Origin of the sequence: Falsirhodobacter halotolerans (assembly GCF_022899245.1) — a bacterium.
Taxonomy (GTDB): Bacteria; Pseudomonadota; Alphaproteobacteria; order Rhodobacterales; family Rhodobacteraceae; genus Falsirhodobacter; species Falsirhodobacter halotolerans.
The window spans coordinates 103983-117901 of record NZ_JALJAZ010000003.1; the positions used below are offsets into that span (position 1 = coordinate 103983).

Annotated in this window: 14 protein-coding genes; 8 read left to right on the forward strand and 6 right to left on the reverse strand. The window is 66.2% G+C overall.

Annotated elements, in window-relative coordinates; genetic code table 11:
- Positions 1–57: 57 nt before the first annotated feature.
- The 4 genes from MU449_RS15170 to MU449_RS15185 are packed head-to-tail and all read left to right on the forward strand — an operon-like array spanning position 58 to position 4188.
- Positions 58–927 (forward strand): MBL fold metallo-hydrolase, encoded by an 870-nt coding sequence (locus tag MU449_RS15170; protein ID WP_244739529.1) that lies wholly within the window; start codon positions 58–60, stop codon positions 925–927.
- A gap of 57 nt (positions 928–984) precedes the next feature.
- Positions 985–2586, forward strand: a complete 1602-nt coding sequence (locus MU449_RS15175) for a phospholipase D family protein (protein WP_244739530.1) — start codon at positions 985–987, stop codon at positions 2584–2586.
- Between the two features lie 47 nt (positions 2587–2633).
- Positions 2634–3350, forward strand: a complete 717-nt coding sequence (gene deoC / locus MU449_RS15180) for a deoxyribose-phosphate aldolase (RefSeq protein ID WP_244739531.1) — start codon at positions 2634–2636, stop codon at positions 3348–3350.
- 1 nt (position 3351) lies between these two features.
- Entirely contained in the window at positions 3352–4188 is an 837-nt protein-coding gene (locus MU449_RS15185; RefSeq protein WP_244739532.1) for an asparaginase domain-containing protein, read from the forward strand.
- Positions 4189–4205: 17 nt separating this feature from the next.
- Here MU449_RS15185 and MU449_RS15190 read toward each other — a convergent pair whose 3' ends face one another.
- A complete protein-coding gene (locus MU449_RS15190; protein WP_244739533.1) occupies positions 4206–4523 on the reverse strand; it encodes an H-NS histone family protein in 318 nt (105 codons plus the stop codon).
- 191 nt (positions 4524–4714) lie between these two features.
- Between MU449_RS15190 and MU449_RS15195 the strand changes: the two genes are divergently transcribed.
- A complete protein-coding gene (locus tag MU449_RS15195) occupies positions 4715–5845 on the forward strand; it encodes an S-(hydroxymethyl)glutathione dehydrogenase/class III alcohol dehydrogenase (protein ID WP_244739535.1) in 1131 nt (376 codons plus the stop codon).
- Positions 5846–5880: 35 nt separating this feature from the next.
- On the opposite strand, the gene MU449_RS15200 is transcribed toward MU449_RS15195, so the two are convergent.
- The 5 genes from MU449_RS15200 to MU449_RS15220 form a co-directional block, all read right to left on the reverse strand.
- The gene (locus MU449_RS15200) at positions 5881–6975 is read right to left on the reverse strand and encodes an NADH:flavin oxidoreductase (RefSeq protein WP_244739537.1); all 1095 of its coding nucleotides are present in this window, start codon (positions 6973–6975) and stop codon (positions 5881–5883) included.
- Between the two features lie 53 nt (positions 6976–7028).
- Positions 7029–7592, reverse strand: coding sequence for a gluconokinase (locus tag MU449_RS15205; RefSeq protein ID WP_244739538.1), 564 nt, complete (start codon positions 7590–7592; stop codon positions 7029–7031).
- 51 nt (positions 7593–7643) lie between these two features.
- Complete coding sequence (locus tag MU449_RS15210) at positions 7644–9389, reverse strand: OmpA family protein (RefSeq protein ID WP_244739539.1); 1746 nt, start codon at positions 9387–9389, stop codon at positions 7644–7646.
- A 63-nt stretch (positions 9390–9452) separates the two neighbouring features.
- A complete protein-coding gene (locus tag MU449_RS15215; protein ID WP_244739540.1) occupies positions 9453–10652 on the reverse strand; it encodes a hypothetical protein in 1200 nt (399 codons plus the stop codon).
- 132 nt (positions 10653–10784) lie between these two features.
- The gene (locus MU449_RS15220; RefSeq protein ID WP_244739541.1) at positions 10785–11570 is read right to left on the reverse strand and encodes a DUF4394 domain-containing protein; all 786 of its coding nucleotides are present in this window, start codon (positions 11568–11570) and stop codon (positions 10785–10787) included.
- A gap of 200 nt (positions 11571–11770) precedes the next feature.
- On the opposite strand from MU449_RS15220, the gene MU449_RS15225 reads away from it, so the two are divergent.
- From MU449_RS15225 to MU449_RS15235, 3 genes are all read left to right on the forward strand, one after another.
- A complete protein-coding gene (locus tag MU449_RS15225) occupies positions 11771–12319 on the forward strand; it encodes a sigma-70 family RNA polymerase sigma factor (RefSeq protein ID WP_244739543.1) in 549 nt (182 codons plus the stop codon).
- Positions 12316–12996, forward strand: a complete 681-nt coding sequence (locus MU449_RS15230; RefSeq protein ID WP_244739545.1) for an anti-sigma factor — start codon at positions 12316–12318, stop codon at positions 12994–12996. Before MU449_RS15225 ends, MU449_RS15230 begins: the two co-directional genes overlap by 4 nt.
- Before the next feature lie 161 nt (positions 12997–13157).
- Complete coding sequence (locus tag MU449_RS15235) at positions 13158–13919, forward strand: amino acid ABC transporter substrate-binding protein (RefSeq protein WP_244739547.1); 762 nt, start codon at positions 13158–13160, stop codon at positions 13917–13919.

Genomic DNA, 13919 nt, shown 5'->3' on the forward strand with positions numbered 1-13919 from the left:
GCCATCCGGCCCCGCGTTTCGCAGAACGGCGCGCATGGGCCAGGCAAGGAACCACGGATGACACGACCGGAAGTAACAGGATTTTACGAACCACGCAGCGGGTCGATCCAGTATGTCGTGGCCGACCCTGCGACGAACCGGTGCGCGATCGTCGACCCCGTTCTTGATTATGACGAGAAATCGGGGCGCACCGGCACCACCGAGGCGGATCGCATCCTGACCTTCGTGGCGGACCGGGGCCTTGCGGTCGATTGGGTTCTGGACACGCATCCCCATGCCGATCACTTCTCGGCCGCGCCCTATCTGTCGGAAAAGACGGGCGCACCGATGGGCACCGGCGCCCGGGTGGTGGACGTGCAGGCGCTGTGGAAGGATTTCTACAACTGGCCCGAATTCCCCGCCGACGGATCGCAATGGGATCACCTGTTCCAGGAAGGGGAGGTGTTCGCCATCGGAAACATGACCGGACGGGTCATGTTCTCGCCGGGGCACACCCTGTCTTCGATCAGTTTCGTGATCGGTGACGCGGCGTTCATTCACGACACGCTGTTCATGCCGGACAGCGGCACCGCACGCTGTGATTTCCCGGGCGGATCGGCCAACCGCCTTTGGACATCCATTCAGGATATCCTGGCCCTTCCGGACGACACCCGCCTGTTCGTCGGGCATGATTACGGACAGGGCGGGCGGGAGCCTGCGTGGGAAAGCACGGTCGGGGAGCAAAAGCGCACGAACCGCCACATTGCCGCCCACCGGACCGAGGAGGAGTTCGTGGCCGCCCGGACCGCCCGCGACCGCAGCCTGCCCATGCCACGCCTGATCCTTCACGCACTGCAGGTGAACATCGCGGGCGGCCGCCTGCCCGCGCCCGAGGCGAATGGCCGCCGGTATCTGAAAATCCCGCTGGACCTGCTGGGCGACGACTGAGGGGCGGGAACAGCCCCGACCCCACATGCGTTGCCGACCGTAAGATCGGAGGCGCGAATGAAACGGTGGGTATGGGCGGCACTTCTGGCAGGGACGGCCTGCTGCGCCCTCAGCCGGTCCACACGCCTGCCACCGCACGAGCCGGAGGGGACGCGCCCAGCCAGACCCCATCCGAAGGAGACCCGGCTTGGCCGTGCCGCGCGGCGGCGGGTCGGTCTGCATCTGGGGAAATCTGGCATCCATCTTCTGACCGACGCGCAGGATTCCTTTGCCGCGCGGGTTCTTCTTGCCCGTCAGGCCGAACGGACGCTCGATCTGCAATATTACATCTGGCACGGCGACCTGACCGGCACGATCCTGCTGGACGAGGTGTTGCGCGCCGCCGAACGGGGCGTGAAGGTGCGCCTGCTGCTGGATGACAACGGCATTTCGGGGATGGACCGGATCCTGGCCTCGATGGATCGGCACCCGAACATTCAAGTCCGCATCTTCAACCCCTTCCTGCCGCGATTCCCGAAATCGTTGGGGTTTCTTCTGGATTTCCATCGTCTGAACCGGCGGATGCACAACAAGGCCTTCATCGCCGACAACGCCGCCACCATCGTCGGCGGGCGCAATGTGGGGGATGAATATTTCGGGGCGGGCGATGGCGGGTTGTTCGCCGATTTGGATGTGTTGGCCATCGGGCCGGTGGTGCAGGATGTGACCACCAGTTTCGAGGATTATTGGCACTGCCGCTCCGCCTATCCCGCAGCGCGCATTCTGGGCCGCGGGTCGGCGCGCCTGTTGCGCCGGCTGCACCGCCGCGCCGCCCGGCTGGAGCGGGATCCCAAGGCGGAAGACTTCATGCGCAGCGTCGCGGCCCTGCCCATCATCACGCGATTCCTGAGCGGCGATCTGCCCTTGTCCTGGGCCAAGGTGCGGATGATGGCGGACGACCCGGAAAAGGCCTTGGGCAAGGCCAGTCGGAATGGGCTTCTGGCGGGACGCATGTTCGACGCGATGGGACGCCCACGTCATGAACTGGGCATCGTTGCCGGGTATTTCGTTCCGGGCCGCAATGGGGTGGCGGCCCTCGCACGTCTGGCCCGCGCGGGGGTGTCGGTGTCGGTTCTGACCAACGCCTATGAGGCGACGGATACCGGCATCGTCCATGCAGGCTATGCCCCGTCGCGCCTGCCGCTTTTGCGCGCCGGGGTCCGCATGTTCGAAATGCGCGGCAAGACCGCCGCGCCATCGCTGCAAGGCAGCGGCCCGCTGCGCACGCCGCGCGGGATCGGCAGCCGCTGGCGCGGTTCGGGGCAGGGATCGACGGCACGGCTGCGGGCCCACGCCTCTACCCTGCACGCGAAAACCTTCACCGTTGACCGCAAACGCATCTTCATCGGATCGTTCAACTTCGATCCCCGTTCGTGGGAATTGAACACGGAAATGGGGTTCGTGATCGAAAGCGCAGCGCTGGCCGCCCGCGTGGCCGACGCGTTCGAGGCGGGTGCGCCGCACAACGCCTATGAACTCCGCCTTCGGGGGCGCAAGATCGAATGGCTGAAGCGCGACGAGGGGCGCCTGACCCGCATCCGCAAGGAGCCGGGCCTGGGCCCCATGGGGCGGATCGCCCTGCGGGCCGCCACGGCCGCACGGATTCAGTGGTTGTTGTGATCGCCCCGGAAGGGTGGCATCTGTAGGGTCTTATTTCAGGAGGCCGCATGACCGTTCCCCCCGCCACCATCGCCCGCATCGTCGGGGTGATCGACCTGACGAACCTGTCCGACGATACCCCGCGCGAGGCGATTGTCGCGCTGTGTCGAAAGGCGCGGGACCGGGGTGTGGCGGCGGTGTGCGTGCATGTTCCTTGGGTGGCCGAGGCGCGGGATCTTCTGGCGGGAAGCGCGGTGCGCGTTGCCACGGTCCTGAACTTTCCCACGGGATCCGCCTCTGTGCCGGACGTTCTGACCGAGGCCCGCCGTGCGGCCGAGGCAGGCGCCCAGGAGTTGGACCTGGTCGTGCCCTATCGGCAAGGGCCGGACGCGGTGAAGGCGATGGTGCGTGCCGTGCGGGAGGCGCATCCGGGCCTGACCCTGAAAGCGATCCTTGAAACGGGCGAATGCCGGGAGGAGGATCACGCAACGCTGGCGCGCGCGGCCATCGCCGGGGGGGCGGACATGCTCAAGACCTCCACCGGGATGGTTCCGGTCGGGGCAACGCCTGCGGCCGCGGGTGCGCTGCTGGGGGCGATCGCCGCAGCGGACCGGCCGGTGGGGTTGAAGGTTTCGGGCGGCATTCGAACCGCCGACGCCGCCGCCGGGTTTCTGGCGCAGGCCGATGCCGCGTTTGGCCAACAGGTGACGCCGGCCCTGTTCCGGATCGGCTGCTCCGGCCTGCTGGACGCCCTTGAGGATGGATCGGTTCGGGACGGATACTGATATGGCGCTGCTTCTGCACACCGGCGGAACCATCGGGATGGTGGCGGGACCGGACGGCCTTCGTCCCCGCGCCGGCGTGGTGGAGGCGGCGGTGGCAGCCCGCCGGTCGGGCCTGACGGTTCACGTCTTCGATCCGCTGCTGGACAGCGCCGATGTCGGACCTGCCGAGTGGAACCGGATGCTGGACGCGATCGACCGGCATCCGGGCGTGCCGGTTCTGCTGACCCACGGGACCGACACCCTGTCCTTCACCGGGGCGGCCCTGTCGCAGGCCTTGGCGGGGACGGGGCGCCGGGTCATCCTGTGCGCGTCCATGACCCCCCTGGGGCAGGGTGGCGATGCGGAGGGCAACCTCGACATAGCCCTGTCCGCCCTGGATGGGGAGGGCGGCGTTTTTCTGGCGTTCAACGGGGCGCTGCTCCCGGCAGGGGGGCTGGTCAAGATCGACAGCCACCAGGCGGATGCTTTCGTTGCGATCCCGCAGGCCGTGGCTGCGGCGCCGGATCTGCGTCGGTTCGACGGGCGGCGACTTGCCATTCTGACCCTGACGCCCGGCCTTACCCCCGAGGTGCTGGAGGCGATGCTGGCCCCCTTGGACGGGGCCGTGCTGCGGGTGTTCGGGGCCGGCACGATGATGGCGACCCCCGGCTTGGCGGAGGTCATGGCCCGCGCCGTGACGCGGGGCACGCGCATACGGGTGGTCAGCCAGTGCCTGCGCGGTGGACTTGCGGCGGGAAGCTATGCCGCCGGGGCCGCGCTTTGGCAAACGGGGGTGGAAGACGGCGGCACCGACACGCCCGAGGCGGCGATGATACGCCTTTGGCTCACCACTCCCTGACCGCCAATTCCCCCTGCTCAGATGGCCAATTCCTTTGGCTCCATTCCCCGTTCAATGGCCGCGCTGTACCATTGCGGTTTGCGCCCCCGGCCCGACCAGGTGTCGTTCGGGTTGTCGGGATTGGCGTATCGTGCTGGCAATCCTGGGCGGGCATTCCCCGATTGTGCCGCGTCGATCAGCTCGTCCATGCTAACCCCTTGTTCACGAGCCACATTCTGAAGAACATCAAAAAGTCTCTTTTTATGACGTGCTTCGAACGTGGCAATCGCCTTGCCAATTTTCTTATCCAGCGCCTTCAATTCGGCAAGTGAGAGATCGTTCAGTTCAGGTTCCATGGCTGGGTCACCTTATTCATAAATCTGAAAACAGCATAAACTCGGATACGGGCAAGGCACCTTATCAAGATGATCCTAATTCCGAATATGTGGGCCGACAAGTTAAATGGCGCGAAAAAGGGCCTACTTGTCAAAATGCTACGGGTGTGATTTGCCGAATGCCAATCCCCATACCACGAAGGATCATCCCCATGCGCACCCGTGCCGCCGTCGCCGTCGCCCCCGGCCAACCGCTTGAGATCATGGACGTGAACCTGGAAGGCCCCAAAGCCGGAGAGGTTCTGGTCGAGATCAAGGCCACCGGCCTGTGCCACACGGACGACTTCACCCTGTCCGGGGCCGATCCCGAAGGGCTTTTCCCCGCCATTCTGGGCCATGAGGGTGCGGGCGTCGTCTTGGAAGTGGGCGAAGGGGTCACCTCGCTCAAACCCGGCGATCACGTCATTCCGCTCTATACACCCGAATGCCGCGAATGCCCCAGCTGCCTCAGCCGCAAGACGAACCTGTGCACCTCGATCCGCGCGACGCAGGGGCAGGGGCTTCTGCCGGACGGCACGACGCGCTTTTCCATGCTGGACGGCACGCCGATCCACCACTACATGGGCTGTTCCACCTTTGCCAACCACACGGTCGTGCCCGAAATCGCGCTGGCCAAGGTGCGTGATGACGCTCCATTCGACAAGATCTGCTATATCGGCTGCGGTGTCACGACCGGGGTCGGGGCCGTCCTGAACACCGCCAAGGTGGAGATCGGTTCCAAGGCGGTGGTCTTCGGTCTGGGCGGGATCGGGCTGAACGTCATCCAAGGGTTGAAGATGGCCGGGGCCGACATGATCATCGGCGTCGACCTGAACAACGATCGCAAGGAATGGGGCGAGCGGTTCGGCATGACCCATTTCGTCAACCCGACCGAGATCGAGGGCGACATCGTTTCGCATATCGTCGGGATGACCAAGACCCCGTTCGATCAGATCGGCGGCGCAGATTATTCGTTCGACTGCACGGGTAACGTCAAGGTCATGCGCGACGCGCTGGAATGCACGCATCGCGGTTGGGGCGTGTCCGTGGTGATCGGCGTGGCGCCGGCGGGGGCGGAAATCCAGACCCGCCCGTTCCAGTTGGTGACCGGGCGCGTGTGGAAGGGCACCGCCTTTGGCGGCGCGCGCGGACGGACCGACGTCCCGCAGATTGTGGACTGGTACATGGACGGCAAGATCGAGATCGACCCGATGATCACGCACACCCTGCGGCTTGAGGATATCAACAAGGGGTTCGAGATGATGCATCGCGGCGAAAGCATCCGCAGCGTCGTCGTCTTCTGAACATGCGGCCCGCCGTGATGGCGGGCCGCCCTTTGTCAGGCCAGCTGCTTCAGATCCTCGGCGTGGAACCCGCGCAGGTCGCGGCCAAGGCGCACATTGCGCACCCATTCCGAGTCCGAGATCAGCGCCCGGCCCACCGCGATCAGGTCGAACTCCTCCCGCTCCATCCGGGCGACCAGATCGTCGAGCGAAGAATGATCCGAGCTTTCGCCCGAGAATGCCGCAAGGAATTCCGAGCTCAGCCCGACCGAGCCCACGCTGATCGTCGCGGCCCCGGTCAGCTTCTTCGCCCATCCGGCGAAGTTGAGCGTGGGATCCAGATCGGCGAATTCGGGTTCCCAGAAGCGCCGTTGCGAACAGTGCAGGATGTCCACCCCCGCATCGACCAGCGGGGCAAGCCAGTCCGTCATCTCGTCCGGGGTGGTGGCTAGGCGCGCGGTGTAATCCTGCTGCTTCCACTGGCTGACCCGCAACAGAACGGGGAAGTCGGGCCCCACGGCGGCGCGGACGGCCCTCACGACCTCCAGCGCGAAGCGGGAGCGATCCTTGATCGTCGCGCCGCCGAAACTGTCATCCCGCAGGTTGGTTTCCCCCCAGAAGAACTGGTCGATCAGATACCCATGCGCGCCATGGATCTCCACCACGTCGAAGCCGAGCGTCTTGGCGTTCTCCGCCGCCTTGGCGAATGCGGCAATGGCGTCCGCGATATCGCGGTCGTTCATCACCTTTCCGCGCGTCTCACCCGGGCCGACCAGACCGGAGGGGCTTTCGACCGGGGCGTCCGGCTCCCATTCGCTGGCGCGGGTCGATCCGGTGTGCCAGATCTGCGGGCCGATTTTGCCCCCGGCGGAATGCACTGCGCGCGCGACATCGGCCCATCCGTCCGAGGCCGGTTTGCCGTGGAAAAGCGGAATACCCGGCAGGTTGCGCGAGGCGGGACGGGCGATCACCGTGCCTTCGGTCAGGATCAGGCCGACCTCGCCCTCGGCGCGGCGGCGATAATACTCGGCTTGGGGTGTGCCGGGGATGCCCTCCGGGGCCATGCCGCGGGTCATCGGGGCCATGACGATACGGTTGGGAAGCGTCAACCCCTTCAGGGTAAACGGGCGAAACAGGGGGTCGAGCGACATGGTCTTCCTTTCGAATTACCAGGTCGAGGTAGATACGATCCGCCGCTGTTCAATCACACGCCGTTACTGAACCGGTCTTTTTTGCCGCCTCGTCCGTTGGACGCGTGTTCCACCGAGTCCATACCGCGCCAAATGGCCATGAGGGCGTCCTGAACCACCACTGCAATCGGCGGCGTCACATCCACCATCACCCCGTTTTCATCGGCGCCCAACGGTTCCAGCGTGTCGAACTGGCTTTGCAGAAGGGAGGATGGCATGAAATGCCCCGACCGATCCTTGATCCGCGACAAAAGCACGTCCTGCGGTGCATGAAGATGCAGGAACACAAGCCTGCCATCGACGGATTGCCGCAGAAGATCACGATAGGAGCGCTTCAGGGCCGAACAGGCGGCCACGGTTGGCCGCCCTTCCGCAGTCATCCTAAACGCGACACGGCGAAGCCAGTCCCATCGGTCGTCATCCTCAAGCGGGATGCCATCGCGCATCTTCCGCCGGCTGTGTGCGGAGTGAAACGCGTCCCCTTCGATGAAAGGGCGGCCAAGCTGGGCCGCCAATTCCTTGCCGATATGGGACTTTCCACACCCGGAAACGCCCATGACGATAATATGCGAGGCCATTCGGTCCTTTCAGCGTGAGGGGTGGGGCGGGGGCGAACCCCCGGGCCCCGATCAGCGCGCCTGCGCCGTTTGCAGAAGCGGCGTGATGATCCGCACCGCAACCCGGCGGTTGCGCGGTTCATCCTGCTGCGTGTCCACGCGCAGATCGCTTTCGCCGTAACCCTGCACGACCATGTTCGCCGGCGGCACATCGAAATACTCGGTCAATGCCAAGGCCACGGATTCCGCGCGCCGGTCCGACAGCGCCAGATTGGATGCGGCAGAGCCGATGGCGTCGGTATGCCCTTCGATCAGGAACACCTCGCCCGGGCGGTCGGCGATCATGTCGCGCATCAGATTGCCCAGCTCCGAAAGCTGTTCGGCCTGCGAAACGTCGATCGCCGCGGATCCCGACCGGAAGGTGATGTTGTTGACATCGACCACCGGAGCCAGGGCGCGCACCTGACGGTAATCGCGGACCTGCGACAGCGAATAGGCCCGGGCGTTTTCCCGCGCCGCAATCCGGTCCAGCGCGGCCTGCAGGCCGGAGCGGTCGCTGGCCGCCACGCGGACGTCGTCGCGCGCCTGGGGCAGGACCGAAGTGTCGACGGGCGCGACCTGCGCCGTGTCATCGAACAGGCGGACCTGTTGGCCGACCGGGTCGATCCGTTCGCGGCGCAGAACACGGCCCGAAGCATCGCGCACGGTCACCACACGCGATCCATCGGTGTATTCGACCGTGGACCGGGTGGACCCGTCGGTGAAGTTTTCGGTCCGCACCGTGCTGCCCGGTTGGCGCAGAAGGGCGTCATCGTCCTTCAGGACGGTATAGTTCCCGTCGTTCTGACGCACCACGACCCGGTCGCCGGTGTTCGAGACAACTTCGTTGCCATTGCCCAGCAGGGCACCGACGGTCAGGCCACCAAGGGCCAGAAGCCCGGCCTTCTGCAGATCGCTGAGCCCGCCGCGATCGCGATTTTCCGAACGGGTTTCGCCGGATGCGGTGGTCGCGAAATCCTCGGAGCTGGAGCGTGCGTTCTCTTCGGTAATCTCGGTGGTGGTCTCCTCGGTCGCGGCGGAATCCGGTGCGTCGGTGGCCGCAGCCCCGGCGGCGACTCCGCCAAGTCCTGCGCCGCCCAGAATGGCATCCAGAACGCCCTCCGCCTGTTCGGACGGCTGCTGTTCGGACGGCTGCGCGTCGGCCGGGGCCTCGGTCGCGGTGGTGGATGCAGTGGGGGCCGGTTCGGCCTTGGGCGCATCCCCCTGTGCCGCCGGGGCGGCCTCGGGCTCGGCTTCCGGCGTGGCTTCCGGTTCGGCGGCCTCGTTCGACATCGGCGCCGTGGCCGGTGCGTCATCTGCCGGCGCTTCGGGTTCGGGCGCGGGGGCCGGCTCCGTCGTCTCAGAGGTTTCGGGTGCATCCGTTGCGGGCGCGGGGGCCGTCTCCGGTGCCTCGGAGGCTTCGGGCGCAGCGTCCGACGCAGCTTGAGGCGCATCCATTGCGGCCTCGGGGGGTGTCGCTTCGGTGGTGGCGTCGGGCGCCCGGTCCGCTGCGGGGGCATCCTCGGCCGGGGTTTCCGGCTCTGCCATGTCCTCGTCGGGGGCGTCCTCCTCCGGCGCGGTGGCGTCCTCGGCGGGGGTTTCTTCGGGCGGGGTGGTCGCCTCCGGCCCCGCTTCCGGGGGGGTGGCGGCATTCGGGGTCGCCGCCGGGGGCGTTTGCGCCGGTTGCGCCAGAACCGGCAGCGGCGCGATCGTGCCGATAGCCACCGAGAGCGCCGCCGTCGTGGTAAGCAATGTGTGTCGCGTCCGCCGCATCGTCATGTCTTTCTCCTCTTGAGATCGGAGGAGAAACCACTCACGTCCCCTTGGGGTTCCCCCGCGGGATCAGTTCCGTTGGATGCGGATGTGCCGCATCGGCACGCCGGACGTCATTTCGGCATCGGCCATCGCCACGAAATACCGCCCCACCGGCAGATCGTCGAGATCGAGGCTCGCGACCGTCGAGGTTGCGCTTGCGACCGTCTGGATCTCCGTCCCCTCGGCGTCGAACAGCACCAGACGGAACGCACCGTTCATGTTCATGCCATCGACCTGGACCGGACCGGGGGTGTCACTGGAGAACGCGACCCACAGCGCTTGATCCCCGCCATAGGTCGAGCTTTCCAGAATGCCGGTGTCGAGCGTTCCCAGATCCTCGACCGCCGCGCCCCCGTCTTCGGGAATCGTCAAATCCCCGGCCGCGACCGCCGCCCCGTCGTTCATCGCCGCCACGGAGAGGGTAAAGGCCCCCTCGCTTTCGCTGTAGGGTTTGACGACCAGACAGTAATCGCCCGCCGCGACCGGCTGCGTGATGCGGCTGTTCCCGCCCGACATCTCCTCATGGTCGTCATTTTCGAACAGAAGCGCGCCATCCATGTCATGGATCGACAGCACCGTGTCCAGCGCGTCGCTGAGCGCATCGACCTGCAGCGTCGCATCGTCCGGCAGGCTGATGCGGAACGCCCCCGAAGGCTGGGCGTAGGTCAGGCTCCCCTCACCCGTGTGGGTGTCGCCTGCGCGCAGGTTGTCCGACAGAACGGGCGCGCGGGCGGGATCGGCGCACATCGCGGCCAGTTCGGCATACTCGGCCTCGCGCGGGTCGGGCGGCAAGCCTTCCGTGCCCAAAAGAACGACCGTCGCCCCGCTGACGGGTTCGGCCCCGATCAGACGAACCTGCGCGCAATATGCCCCCGGCTCTAGCGTGGCGGACAGGCGGGCGTCCAGATCGCCCGCGCCGTCATCGTCCCAACTGATCGTGCGTCCGCCTTCGGCAAACAGCGCAAGCGCCGGGTCCGCGTTCCGGGCCAGCGTTTCGAACGTGATCTCCGTCCGCTCGGCCACATCGAATTGAAGATAGGAGGGGTCGGACCGCTGCGGCTTCAACACCAGCGAAATGTCGGAGAAGCCGGGGGTCAGGGGGTCTGCCTGCATCTGCGTCAACGCAAGGGGCTGGCCACAAGCGCCGGTATCGGGGCCCGTCTGCGCAAGGGCGGGCACGGGCAAGACGGCAAAGGCGATGACGGCTGGGCTGAAACGGCGGATCATGGACACGCTCCTCGGACACCACGGATATGTCCAATGGATGCCTGACGCGAACGTGAATGAAAAGCATGAACTGCGGGATGTCTGCCCGACAGAAAGAAAACGGGGCGCCCGTGAAGGGCGCCCCGATCCGGATCACATGGCCGGAAGAACGGCGATGTCGGTCAGCTCGCCGTCGATGCCTTCCAGCGTCCCGACCTCGGTCGCCATGCCCGTCTCCAGATCCACGGTGTAGATCGTGGAGGACGCGACGAGCCACGCGGTGTTGGTGCCATCCTCGGTCGTCTGGATGTCGAAGGCCGGGGTCGACCCGTCCATCTCGAAGCCCAGCTTGCCCACGGCGGCCAGCGTGCCATCGTTGGGCGAGGTCTGACGGATCAGCGCGCCGATGGTGGTGTCGATGTCATACATCGCCGTCGCTTCGGGCTTGCCGTAGGAGTTGGTGTAGGCCGCCGCCGCGATCATCGGCTCTTCGCCGGCGTGCATGTCGTTGTCCTCGAACGCCAGCGAACCGTCCACGGTCACTTCGCCCGTGTCCACGTTAACGCGGTGGTTGGTCGTGCCGGTCATCAGACGCAGGCGGTCGGCCATCGGGTTGAAGTCCACGATCACCGGGGTGTCGGCCATCGGCAGTTCGGTGTCCATGGTGGACAGGGCGGTGGCCGCGCCGCTCGTGGTGTCGATCGTCACGATCTCGTTGTCCGAGGTGACGCCGACCAGCGTGTTGTTGGACGGGCGCAGGTCGATCCCGACCAGCGTGCCGGTGCCCGACACTTCCATCATCGTCACGTCCGCCGGGGTGTCGGTGTCGAACATCACCAGCGTGTTGCCGTTCACCAGGCCGACCACGGGCGCGGCGAGGGCAGGTGCGGCGAAGGCGATGGCGGTGCCGGTCAACAGGGCGGTGTGAAGCGTTTTCATCTCGTATCCTCTCGTGTGACGGACGGCCCTCATGCCGCCTCTGACGTGAAGAACACACGGGATGCGGATTTGGATGCATGAGCGGACGATTTTTTTGCCATTTCGTCAAAGTGTCGCAGGGGAACGGCTTTTCATCCCGCACGTCGCACGTCATCCTTCACACGACGTCGGGGGCGCCCGGCGACAGGGAGGACCGCCGGATGACCGAGCCCCATGGGTGCGACATGACCCTTGCCCTTGCCGCCTGCGCGCGGGGCGACCGATCGGCCCTGCGCCGGATCATGGACGCCGAGGGCAGCCGCCTTCTGGGCGTGGCCACCCGGATGCTGCGAAGGCGCGATCTGGCCGAAGAAGCGGTGCAGGATGCGATGGTCCAGATATGGCGCAAGGCGGGGCAGTTCCGTGCGGGGCAGGGGTCGGCGCGGGGATGGGTGTTCGCCATTCTGCGCAATCGGTGCCTGAACATCCTGCGCGACGGGGCGCGCCTGTCCCATGTGGACGGCGACACATTGCAGGACCTGCAGGACGGGCGGCAGATGGCCGCCGGTCAGGCCTGGGACACGCTCGGGCCGATGGCCTTGCGCGACTGTCTGGGCACGCTGGATGGATCGTCCCGCCACGCGATCCTGCTTGCATATGTCGGCGGTTACAGCCATGGCGAGATCGCCGCCCTTCAGGCCGTGCCGCTTGGCACGTGCAAGTCGAAGATCCGGCGGGGGCTGGAAACATTGCGGGGGTGCCTGTCATGAGCCGTGACATCGACGACCTTGCCGACACGTTCGTCCTTGGCCTGTGCGACGCGGACGACGCCGCACGGCTCGAGGCGAAACTGTCCCGCGATGCGCAATGGGCGCAGGCGGTCGGACGCGCGCGCGACCGATTCCTGCCGCTGGATCAGACCGCGCCCGCCGTGACCCTGCCCGACGACCTTTGGGACCGCATCGCCCCGCAGATTGGCGCGGTGCCCCCGGCGGCCAACCGACCCTTCGCGCCCCGACTGCGCCGGTTCCTGCCCACCGCCGTCGCGGCGGCGGTGGCGCTGATGGTCGGCCTTTATCTTGGCGGGCGGACCCTGGGACCGGAGCCGGTGGTCGTGGCCGTCCTGATGGACGAGGCCGGAGCCGCCCGCGCCATTGTCGAGGATTACGGCCACGAGACCGCCCGCATCCGGTTTGTAAGCGACGTCGCCGTGCCCGAGGGGCGGCAGATGCAGGTGTGGACGCTGCCCTCGACAGACCGTGGTCCGGTCTCCCTGGGGTTGCTGAACACGGACCGGACCGAGACGCTGGCCCCCCCGACGCTGCCCGTGCCTGCGGATGGCCAGCTGTACGAGATCACGCTGGAACCTTTGGGCGGGTCCCCCACCGACCGTCCGACCGGCGCGATTCTGGCCAAGGGCTTTGCCGCGCGGCAGGATCGAATCTGACAGGGAGGAAGGACGGTCCCAGATTGCCTGCGCGCGTGGAAAAGCCGTCCGGTGCGACGGGGAACCGAACGACGTTCATCCTTGTTTCCCCGGCACCGCTTGCATGTCGCCCGTTCCGGCGTCATTTCGGGCATCCCGATGTCACTTCTCAAGGATTTCCCATGCTGAAGGCTCTTTCCGTCGCCGCCGCCGTCATGACCTCGGTCGCGGCCCTTGCCACCCCGGCCCTGTCGGAAACGCTGCGCGTGGGCATGTCGGGCGGGTATTTCCCGTTCACCTTCACCCGCAACGACACGCTGCAGGGATTCGAGGTGGATTTCATGAACGAAATCGGCGCTCGAACCGACATGGATGTGGAATTCGTGACCATGTCCTTCTCGGGCCTGATCGGCGCGCTGGAATCGGACCGTATCGACACCGTGGCCAACCAGATCACCATTACGCCCGAACGTGAGGCGAAGTTCCTGTTGACCCAGCCCTATGTCTATGACGGGGCGCAAGTCGTCACCCGGCAAGGGAACGAGGGTGAGGTCACCGGACCTGAGTCGCTGAAAGGCAAGAGCGTGGCCGTCAACCTCGGCTCGAACTACGAACAGCTTCTGCGCGAACTGCCCTATGCCGACGAGATCGACATCCGCACCTATGAATCCAATATCGAGCAGGACACCGCGCTTGGCCGCGTGGACGCCTTCGTGATGGATCGCGTGTCGTCGGCGCAGGTCATTGCCGAAAGCCCGCTGCCGCTGGTTCTGGCGGGAGAGCCATTCAGCGAGATCCAGAACGCGCTGCCCTTCCGTCAGTCCGACGCAGAGCTGCGCGACAAGGTCGACGCCGCCATCACCGCCATGAAGGAAGACGGCACGCTGGCCGCGATTTCCGAAAAATGGCTGAAGGCCGACGTGACCCAACCGCTGGCCGAATGA

Excerpts from the sequence above, each read along its gene's own strand:
- deoC (WP_244739531.1), top strand. The coding sequence starts at position 2,634 with ATGACCGTTCCCCCCGCCACCATCGCCCGCATCGTCGGGGTGATCGAC.
- MU449_RS15205 (WP_244739538.1), bottom strand. The coding sequence starts at position 7,592 with ATGGCCTCGCATATTATCGTCATGGGCGTTTCCGGGTGTGGAAAGTCC.
- MU449_RS15230 (WP_244739545.1), top strand. The coding sequence starts at position 12,316 with ATGAGCCGTGACATCGACGACCTTGCCGACACGTTCGTCCTTGGCCTG.
- MU449_RS15170 (WP_244739529.1), top strand. The coding sequence starts at position 58 with ATGACACGACCGGAAGTAACAGGATTTTACGAACCACGCAGCGGGTCG.
- MU449_RS15185 (WP_244739532.1), top strand. The coding sequence starts at position 3,352 with ATGGCGCTGCTTCTGCACACCGGCGGAACCATCGGGATGGTGGCGGGA.
- MU449_RS15210 (WP_244739539.1), bottom strand. The coding sequence starts at position 9,389 with ATGACGATGCGGCGGACGCGACACACATTGCTTACCACGACGGCGGCG.
- MU449_RS15200 (WP_244739537.1), bottom strand. The coding sequence starts at position 6,975 with ATGTCGCTCGACCCCCTGTTTCGCCCGTTTACCCTGAAGGGGTTGACG.
- MU449_RS15215 (WP_244739540.1), bottom strand. The coding sequence starts at position 10,652 with ATGATCCGCCGTTTCAGCCCAGCCGTCATCGCCTTTGCCGTCTTGCCC.
- MU449_RS15235 (WP_244739547.1), top strand. The coding sequence starts at position 13,158 with ATGCTGAAGGCTCTTTCCGTCGCCGCCGCCGTCATGACCTCGGTCGCG.
- MU449_RS15190 (WP_244739533.1), bottom strand. The coding sequence starts at position 4,523 with ATGGAACCTGAACTGAACGATCTCTCACTTGCCGAATTGAAGGCGCTG.
- MU449_RS15175 (WP_244739530.1), top strand. The coding sequence starts at position 985 with ATGAAACGGTGGGTATGGGCGGCACTTCTGGCAGGGACGGCCTGCTGC.
- MU449_RS15195 (WP_244739535.1), top strand. The coding sequence starts at position 4,715 with ATGCGCACCCGTGCCGCCGTCGCCGTCGCCCCCGGCCAACCGCTTGAG.
- MU449_RS15220 (WP_244739541.1), bottom strand. The coding sequence starts at position 11,570 with ATGAAAACGCTTCACACCGCCCTGTTGACCGGCACCGCCATCGCCTTC.
- MU449_RS15225 (WP_244739543.1), top strand. The coding sequence starts at position 11,771 with ATGACCGAGCCCCATGGGTGCGACATGACCCTTGCCCTTGCCGCCTGC.